The sequence below is a fragment of the Pilibacter termitis genome (genome assembly GCF_900167335.1).
Taxonomy (GTDB): domain Bacteria; phylum Bacillota; class Bacilli; order Lactobacillales; family Streptococcaceae; genus Pilibacter; species Pilibacter termitis.
Map to the genome: position 1 here is coordinate 73490 of NZ_FUXI01000011.1, position 7069 is coordinate 80558.

6 protein-coding genes and 1 pseudogene are annotated in these 7069 nt (G+C 38.5%); 5 read left to right on the plus strand and 2 right to left on the minus strand.

What is annotated here, in order from left to right; all coding sequences use genetic code 11:
- The first annotated feature begins 14 nt into the window (after nucleotides 1-14).
- The 4 genes from B5D30_RS05995 to B5D30_RS06010 all read left to right on the plus strand — a co-directional run bounded on the left by B5D30_RS05995 (nucleotide 15) and on the right by B5D30_RS06010 (nucleotide 4490).
- Nucleotides 15-1022, plus strand: a complete 1008-nt coding sequence (locus B5D30_RS05995; protein WP_159443235.1) for a serine hydrolase — start codon at nucleotides 15-17, stop codon at nucleotides 1020-1022.
- A 21-nt stretch (nucleotides 1023-1043) separates the two neighbouring features.
- Nucleotides 1044-1541 carry a peptide-methionine (S)-S-oxide reductase gene (locus B5D30_RS06000; protein WP_078807145.1) on the plus strand — a complete coding sequence of 166 codons (498 nt, stop codon included), beginning with the start codon at nucleotides 1044-1046 and terminating at the stop codon, nucleotides 1539-1541.
- Between the two features lie 86 nt (nucleotides 1542-1627).
- Nucleotides 1628-2974 carry a DEAD/DEAH box helicase gene (locus B5D30_RS06005; protein ID WP_078807153.1) on the plus strand — a complete coding sequence of 449 codons (1347 nt, stop codon included), beginning with the start codon at nucleotides 1628-1630 and terminating at the stop codon, nucleotides 2972-2974.
- A gap of 517 nt (nucleotides 2975-3491) precedes the next feature.
- Nucleotides 3492-4490 (plus strand): DUF7278 family profilin-like fold-containing protein, encoded by a 999-nt coding sequence (locus B5D30_RS06010; RefSeq protein WP_078807146.1) that lies wholly within the window; start codon nucleotides 3492-3494, stop codon nucleotides 4488-4490.
- Nucleotides 4491-4572: 82 nt separating this feature from the next.
- Here B5D30_RS06010 and B5D30_RS06015 read toward each other — a convergent pair whose 3' ends face one another.
- Entirely contained in the window at nucleotides 4573-5808 is a 1236-nt protein-coding gene (locus tag B5D30_RS06015) for an aminopeptidase (RefSeq protein WP_078807147.1), read from the minus strand.
- Between the two features lie 296 nt (nucleotides 5809-6104).
- On the opposite strand from B5D30_RS06015, the gene B5D30_RS06020 reads away from it, so the two are divergent.
- Nucleotides 6105-6674: a TetR/AcrR family transcriptional regulator gene (locus B5D30_RS06020; RefSeq protein ID WP_078807148.1), complete on the plus strand. Its 570-nt coding sequence runs from the start codon at nucleotides 6105-6107 to the stop codon at nucleotides 6672-6674.
- A gap of 132 nt (nucleotides 6675-6806) precedes the next feature.
- On the opposite strand, the pseudogene B5D30_RS13600 reads toward B5D30_RS06020, so the two are convergent.
- A pseudogene (locus B5D30_RS13600) lies at nucleotides 6807-7069 on the minus strand (IS4 family transposase); the annotation flags it as partial.

A 7069-nucleotide genomic window follows, 5' to 3' on the forward strand; every position in this document is an offset into this window, starting at 1 on the left:
AGAAGAGAGGTGACATGTTGAAAATAGATAGAAATCTAAAGCATTCCGTTTCATTGATTTTAGTGATGAACCTCACAATGCTTTTGGGTGCTAATTTTGAGCAGGATATAGAAAAGGTCTTTTCATTTGAGAAAAATAATAATGCGTTCGCCTCTGAAAAGTTACATAATTCACGTGAAAGTGAGGAAGAGGCTCAACGTTTGCAGTTTTTAAAAGATGAGCAAGCAAAAGAGCAGGCTCTCAAAGAGGAGCAGAAAAAAGCGAGGTTATCCGCTTATTTTTCGCAACTTCAGCAGGCACTTCAAAAAGAAAAAAATGCACATGAAGAAAAACTTGCGATTGCCTACATTGACAAAGCGACAGGGCAAGTGATAGAGGTGAATGGTGAAAGTCAATTTTTTGCGGCAAGTACGATAAAAATTCCGATTGCTATGCGAATTGCTGACTTGATTGAGGAGAAAAAAATTTCTTGGGCAACGGAAATTGTGGAAACGGAAGAGGATTACGAAGAAGGAACAGGTGTGATTGCAGGAGACGGTCGTGAAAAATATACGATTGAAGAGCTTGTGAGAGATTCGATTGTTTATTCGGATAATATTGCCAAAAATATGCTCATTCGCCAGATTACACCGAGCTATAAAGAAACGGTCAAAAATATTTATCAAAGGTATTTGCCGAACAATGTGACGAGTGGAGAAAACAGCTTTTCAGCATTACAACTGGCAAAAATTTTGGATAATTTATCAAGCGAGCGAGATCGAAATGCTAGTTACGAAAAAATTTATCAATATATGAAACAAACAATTTACCACGAAAGACTTGAAACGAGCGAAACAAAAGGAAAAGTCGCACACAAAATCGGCTCAAACGGGAGCTATTTCCACGATATTGGCATTTTCGAGGGAAACTATCCGTATGTTTTGGTTGTCATGACGGATGAAATGCCAAATGCGACGGATGTGATTAGCGAAATAAGCAATATTGTTTGGAGACTTCAGGAGAAGGAGTATCCGAGAGAGTAGAGAATGATTAGGTGAAAGATTATGGTTGAAACAATCTATTTTGCAGGTGGCTGCTTGTGGGGTGTGCAAGCATTTATCAAAACATTAAAAGGTGTTGTTCATACGCAAGCAGGACGAGCAAATGGTTTGTCCGATACTCTTTACGGAGAATATGACGGGTATGCGGAATGTGTGAAAACAGAATTTGACCCTGAAATCGTCACAGTTCCTCAATTAATGGATTATTTTTTTGAGATTATAGACCCATACAGTAGGGATAAACAAGGCAATGATGTGGGAAAAAAATACCGCACAGGTGTGTATAGTACCAATCCCCAACATTTGAAACTTGCTCAAAACTATATAACACAAAGAGTTGATAAGGAAAAAATTGTAGTGGAGGTTCTTCCTTTGACGAACTATGTTAAAAGTGCAGAGGAACATCAAGATAGACTAGATAAGTTCCCTAATGATTATTGTCATATTCCTAAAAAGTTGTTGTATAAGTACTCAATTGCCCATTTTAAAGGGGAGGAATAGAACTTGAAAAGGCACCTCCGCTCAAACCATTCATCTCCTCGTTCAAATATGTTATAATCAAAGAGCAATAGAATTTGGAGGAAAATATGACAACTTTTGAACAATTTGGCTTGCAAGCGATGATTTTGAAGGCTTTGGAAGAAATAAATTTTACGAATCCGACACAAGTGCAGGAGAAATTGATTCCTGTAATTCAAAGTGGGAAAAGTGTGGTTGGAAAATCACAAACGGGAAGTGGAAAGACGCACACGTTTTTATTGCCGTTAATGGATAAAGTGGTAGCGGAAAAAGATGAAGTGCAACTTGTGATTACTGCACCAAGTCGTGAGCTGGCACAACAAATTTACAATGCAACGGTGCAGATTGCGAAATTTTTCACACCAGTTATTCGTGTGGCAAATTATGTCGGTGGAACGGATAAAGAGCGACAAATGGAAAAACTGAAAAATCAGCAACCGCATATCGTGATTGGCACACCGGGGAGAATCCTTGATTTGACCAATGAAAATGCGTTGAAAATCCATACAGCAAACGCTCTTGTGATTGACGAGGCGGATATGACGTTGGATATGGGCTTTTTGGCAGAAGTTGACCAAATCGCAGGACAACTACCTGAAAAACTACAAATGCTGGTCTTTTCAGCAACGATTCCTGAAAAATTACGACCGTTTTTAAAAAAATACATGGAAAATCCTGTAATCGAAGAAATTCAGCCGAAAACCATTCTGAGTGAGACGATTGACAATTGGTTGATTTCAACGAAAGGTCAGGATAAAAATGCCCTAGTTTACAAACTTTTGACGATTGGGCAACCTTATTTGGCGATTGTTTTTGCCAATACAAAAACACGTGTTGACGAGCTTGGTGATTATTTGCGTAAACAAGGATTGAAAGTGGCGAAAATTCATGGAGATATTACGCCACGTGAACGCAAGCGTGTGATGCGTCAAGTGCAAAATTTAGAATTTCAATACGTGGTTGCAACCGACCTTGCAGCTCGTGGTATTGATATTGAGGGTGTGAGTCATGTAATTAATGCAGAAATTCCAACGGACTTGGAATTTTTCATTCATCGTGTGGGACGTACTGGACGAAACGGCATGAGTGGTGTAGCGATTACTCTCTTTGACCCGAGCGATGACAGACTTGTGAGTGATTTGGAAAAATTGGGAGTTGAATTTCATCCAAAAACACTTCAAAATGACGAATTAGTCGATAGTTTTGACCGAAATCGCCGTTTGAAACGAGAAAAATCTCGTGATGAGCTTGACACAGAGCTAATTGGCATGGTGAAAAAGAAGAAGAAAAACATCAAACCGGGATACAAGAAAAAAATTGAATGGGCGATAAAAGAAAAAAATCGTCAAAAACGAAAAACAGAACGCAGACAAGACTTGAGACAAAAAAGAAAAGAACGGAAACGCACATATTAGCCATAAAATTTGCTTGAACGTAGACGAATAGCATAGCAAAAACTATTGCGTAAGAGAATGTTTAACACCAAAGTCTGCGAACACGAAATATTCCTTTGTCCACAAAGACTAAGAAACTTCCGAAAAGCAAGAGTTTTTGAAGTGGAAATACAGAAAAAAATTCACTTGTACGAAACGTAGTTCAAGTTTCAAGAAATCACAAAGTGAAAACGCAAAAAAGACTTTGAGCGGACTTTAGTTCGTAAATGACCCCGCTTGGCTGGAGCGATAACGGAAGTCAAGTTTCAAGAAATCACGAAATGATTTCGCAAAAAAGACTTTGAGCGGACTTTAGTTCGCAAATGACCCCGCTTGGCTGGAGCGAAGCGGAAGTCAAGTTTCAAGAAATCACGAAATGATTTCGCAGAAAAGACTTTGAGCGGACTTTAGTTCGCGAATGACCCCGCTTGGCTGGAGCGAAGCGGAAGTCAAGTTTCAAGAAATCACGAAGTGATTTCGCAGAAAGGAGCAAATCATCATGATGAACAAGTTGCTGAACCCAAAATGGAAATCTTTGAGCAATGAAGAAAAACTGATCTGTTTTGATTTTATTGCTGAAACGTTTATTCACCCAGAACTTGAAATTTCAAATGTTCGGATAAAGAATTTTGAGCTAGGTGGCATCAAAAACAAAACGATTGAGTTCAATTTACTTGATGAGTCATTTTTATTTGTTCCAGGGCAAAAAAATGTGATTTTAGGTTGGGATAACGGGACAAATCTCTATCCAATGAGTGAGCTTTTAGAGAAAACAGAAACGAAAAATGTTCCCAATCGTCATTTTTCACGAGAAGCAATCGACCGTTTTATCAACGAAAACACAAGTAATGTGAGAAAAGTTGACATTCCACCGATGATTGTAGGGAAATATGCGTATCCAGCAAGCTCAACGTACATTGGAATGCTTGACGGTGTGAGCGGGGAATTTCATGGAGCCGTGGAACTTTTTGCTCCGTATGAAAAGGAAATTCGTCGCCAACTTTTTCCAGAGCTAAGTCTTGAGGAGAGTTTTTCTTATGAAAGTCCGAAAAAACTGTTTTCTGACGGAAAATTTTTCTTGGAATATTTGGAGCAAGAAGAAGTCTACCGTGTTTTCTTGCACAACGCAGCAAATTTCAAGGAAAATTTATCTCGTATTCAAGAGTGGAATTTATCCTTTTTGTCTGCTGACGAATGGGAATATGTCAACGGGAGTGGAGCAAGACGTTTGTTTCGTTGGGGGAGTGAATGGTCTGATTGTTCGAAAGCAAACGCTGTAAATATGTTCGGTTTGTATTTTGAAACGGATAAAGCACGGTTTGAGTTGATTTCAGATAAAGGAAAATTAAAGTTAGGCGGAGACGTGAGAAACACTCACCAAAAATTTCAAACAATGCTCCCGCTTTCTACTTATTTTGAGCCTCACGGAACGATTCAAGAAAAAGAAATTCTTTCGCCAGAGAAATATATGTATCGCAAGGTGATAAAATTAGTTTAGAGACACACCTATCGCATTTTATCGAAAACGACAAACACACTCGCACCAATCTAAACGAATTTGTGCGAGTGTTTTCTTGTTATTAAGCCCAGTCACCGTTTCTAAATACTGGCACACGTGTACCGTCAGTACGAATCCCGTCGATATTCATCTTATCACTTCCAATCATGAAGTCAACATGAACATTTGAACGATTCAATCCAGCTTGTTTCAATTCTTCTTCGCTCATATCGACACCGCCCTCAAGACTAAAGGCATAAGCAGAACCAAGAGCTACATGGTTACTTGCATTTTCATCAAACAACGTATTGAAAAATGTAATACCAGACTGTGAAATAGGAGAAGGGTCAGGGACAAGGGCGATTTCGCCTAGATGTCTTGCACCTTCATCTGTATCAAGCAATTGAGCTAAGACTTCTTCACCGACTTCGGCAGAAAAATCAACAACACGACCGTTTTTAAACGTAAATTTCATACCGTCAATAATAGTTCCTGCATAGCTAAGCGGACGAGTAGAAGAAACGACACCGTCAACACGATTGGCATCTGGAGCGGTGAAAACTTCTTCCGTTGGCATATTTGCCATGAAAACTTCGCCACGAGCATTCGTACTACCAGCACCCTCCCAATGATGATTTTTCGGCAAACCAAAGATAATATCAGTCCCCTCAGCAGTATAATGCAACGCATCAAATTGCTCACGATTGAGTTCTTCGGCTTTTTCTTGCAATTTTTTATCATGAGCAAACCATGCAGCGACAGGATCTTCTTCATAAATTCTCGTCGTTTTGAAAATTTGATTCCAAAGCTCGTCCACTGCATTTTCCTCACTCAATTCTGGAAAGACTTTTTTTGCCCAGCCAGCACTTGCAGCAGCAACCACCGTCCACGAAAGTTGATTTGATTGTGTTGCGATACGAGTTGGCATCATTGCTTTACCCATTGCAGTTTGAAGTGTCGCAATTCGCTTACTATCAACTCCAGCAAGAGCTGCAGGGTCACTTGAGACTACGCTAATACGACTTGCCCCACGTTCAATGATTTCATCTTGCAACGTCAATTTCCAGTTTGCAACATTTTCAATGCGATCCTCATCGGCATGAAGTAAAAATTCACGATTAATTTCTTCATCCGCCCACATTAAAATAACTTCGCTCGCACCAAGTGCGTACGCCTCTTTTGTAATCAAACGAGCAAGTGGTGCTTGGTCAACAGAAATATTCAGTGCCACCGTATGCCCTTTTTTTGTGCCAACACCGATTTCAGCAATCAGTCTAGCGTATTTTTGTAGATTTTCTTCAAAATTTGGTAATGTCATGAGAATCTCCTTTGTATTTTATTTTCCAATTTATTCTATCGAATTTTTACGGAAAACAAAAGCGACACGATATTTTTTTTTGATAAAATCTATTTCTACCTTTTTCAATAATGAGAGAAACTGGAAAGTGTACTAAAAAAATTTATCAAAAAATTGCTCAATACAAACTTTCTATAAAATTTCTCAAAAATTACTTGAAAAAATAAATGAAAGCGTGCTAAAATGAAATGTACAGGACTTTTACGAAACATAAGGTAGATGAGGTATCCATTACATATATGAGGGGAGAAAAAAGAATGGCAAGAAAAAAAATGGTAACAAGAGAGCAGATTTTAACTGCTGCACATAAAATTGTGCGTACAAAAGGATTATCTTCGTTGACCGCAAGAAACATTGCAGAACAAGTTGGGTGTTCTACACAGCCAATTTATTTAGAATTTGAAAACATGGGTGACTTGCGAGATGTGTTATTTGAGGAGATTTACGAGTATTTGGAGCAAGAAGTCTACCCTATTCCACACACTGGAGATCCGATTGTTGATTTGGCATTGAATTATATTAACCTTGCCAAAGAGCAACCAAAACTTTTTTCAGCGTTGTTTGTTGAAAAGCAATATGAAAATAGAATGTTGAATTTTAGTTATGAGTATTTCATGAAAATACTTGAGAAATCAGAGAAGTACAAGGATTTGAATGAAGATGAGGTAGAAACTTTATTAAACGGCACTTGGGTTGTAGCAACAGGAGTAGCCAACTTATCAGCAAGTGGCACGATTAAACCAACAGACGACCAAAAAATTCAGCTGATGAAAGACTCTATAAGTGCAATGCTTAGTCTTGATCATAAGTTGAAGTTGTCTTTTTAAATGGGGAACGGAATGGGGGATTTACTTCATTTCGTTTTTTCTTTTTAGGTTACTACTATAACTTGAACCACCCAAACCACCCTACGCCCCTTGCTACACCAACATTAACCAAAGAAAAACTCACTCAATCAACTACCAAAATACTCTTTGATAATTTTTGGGAAGTTGGCTGAGAAATTCACTGATGATGTTATTTAATGTTTCGTCATCTAAAACCAATTCATCGGCAGATATTTTTTTGAACAGTTCGATGAGTTGCTTGAACGCCACTACAAAAGAGAGGTCAGATAATTCATCGACCATCAAATAAAACAAGTCGCCAATGGAACGGTTGTCTATTTCTTCCCGTTGTTTTAGTGCAAGCAAGGTGTAACTTATGGCAACAATCGTTGTAT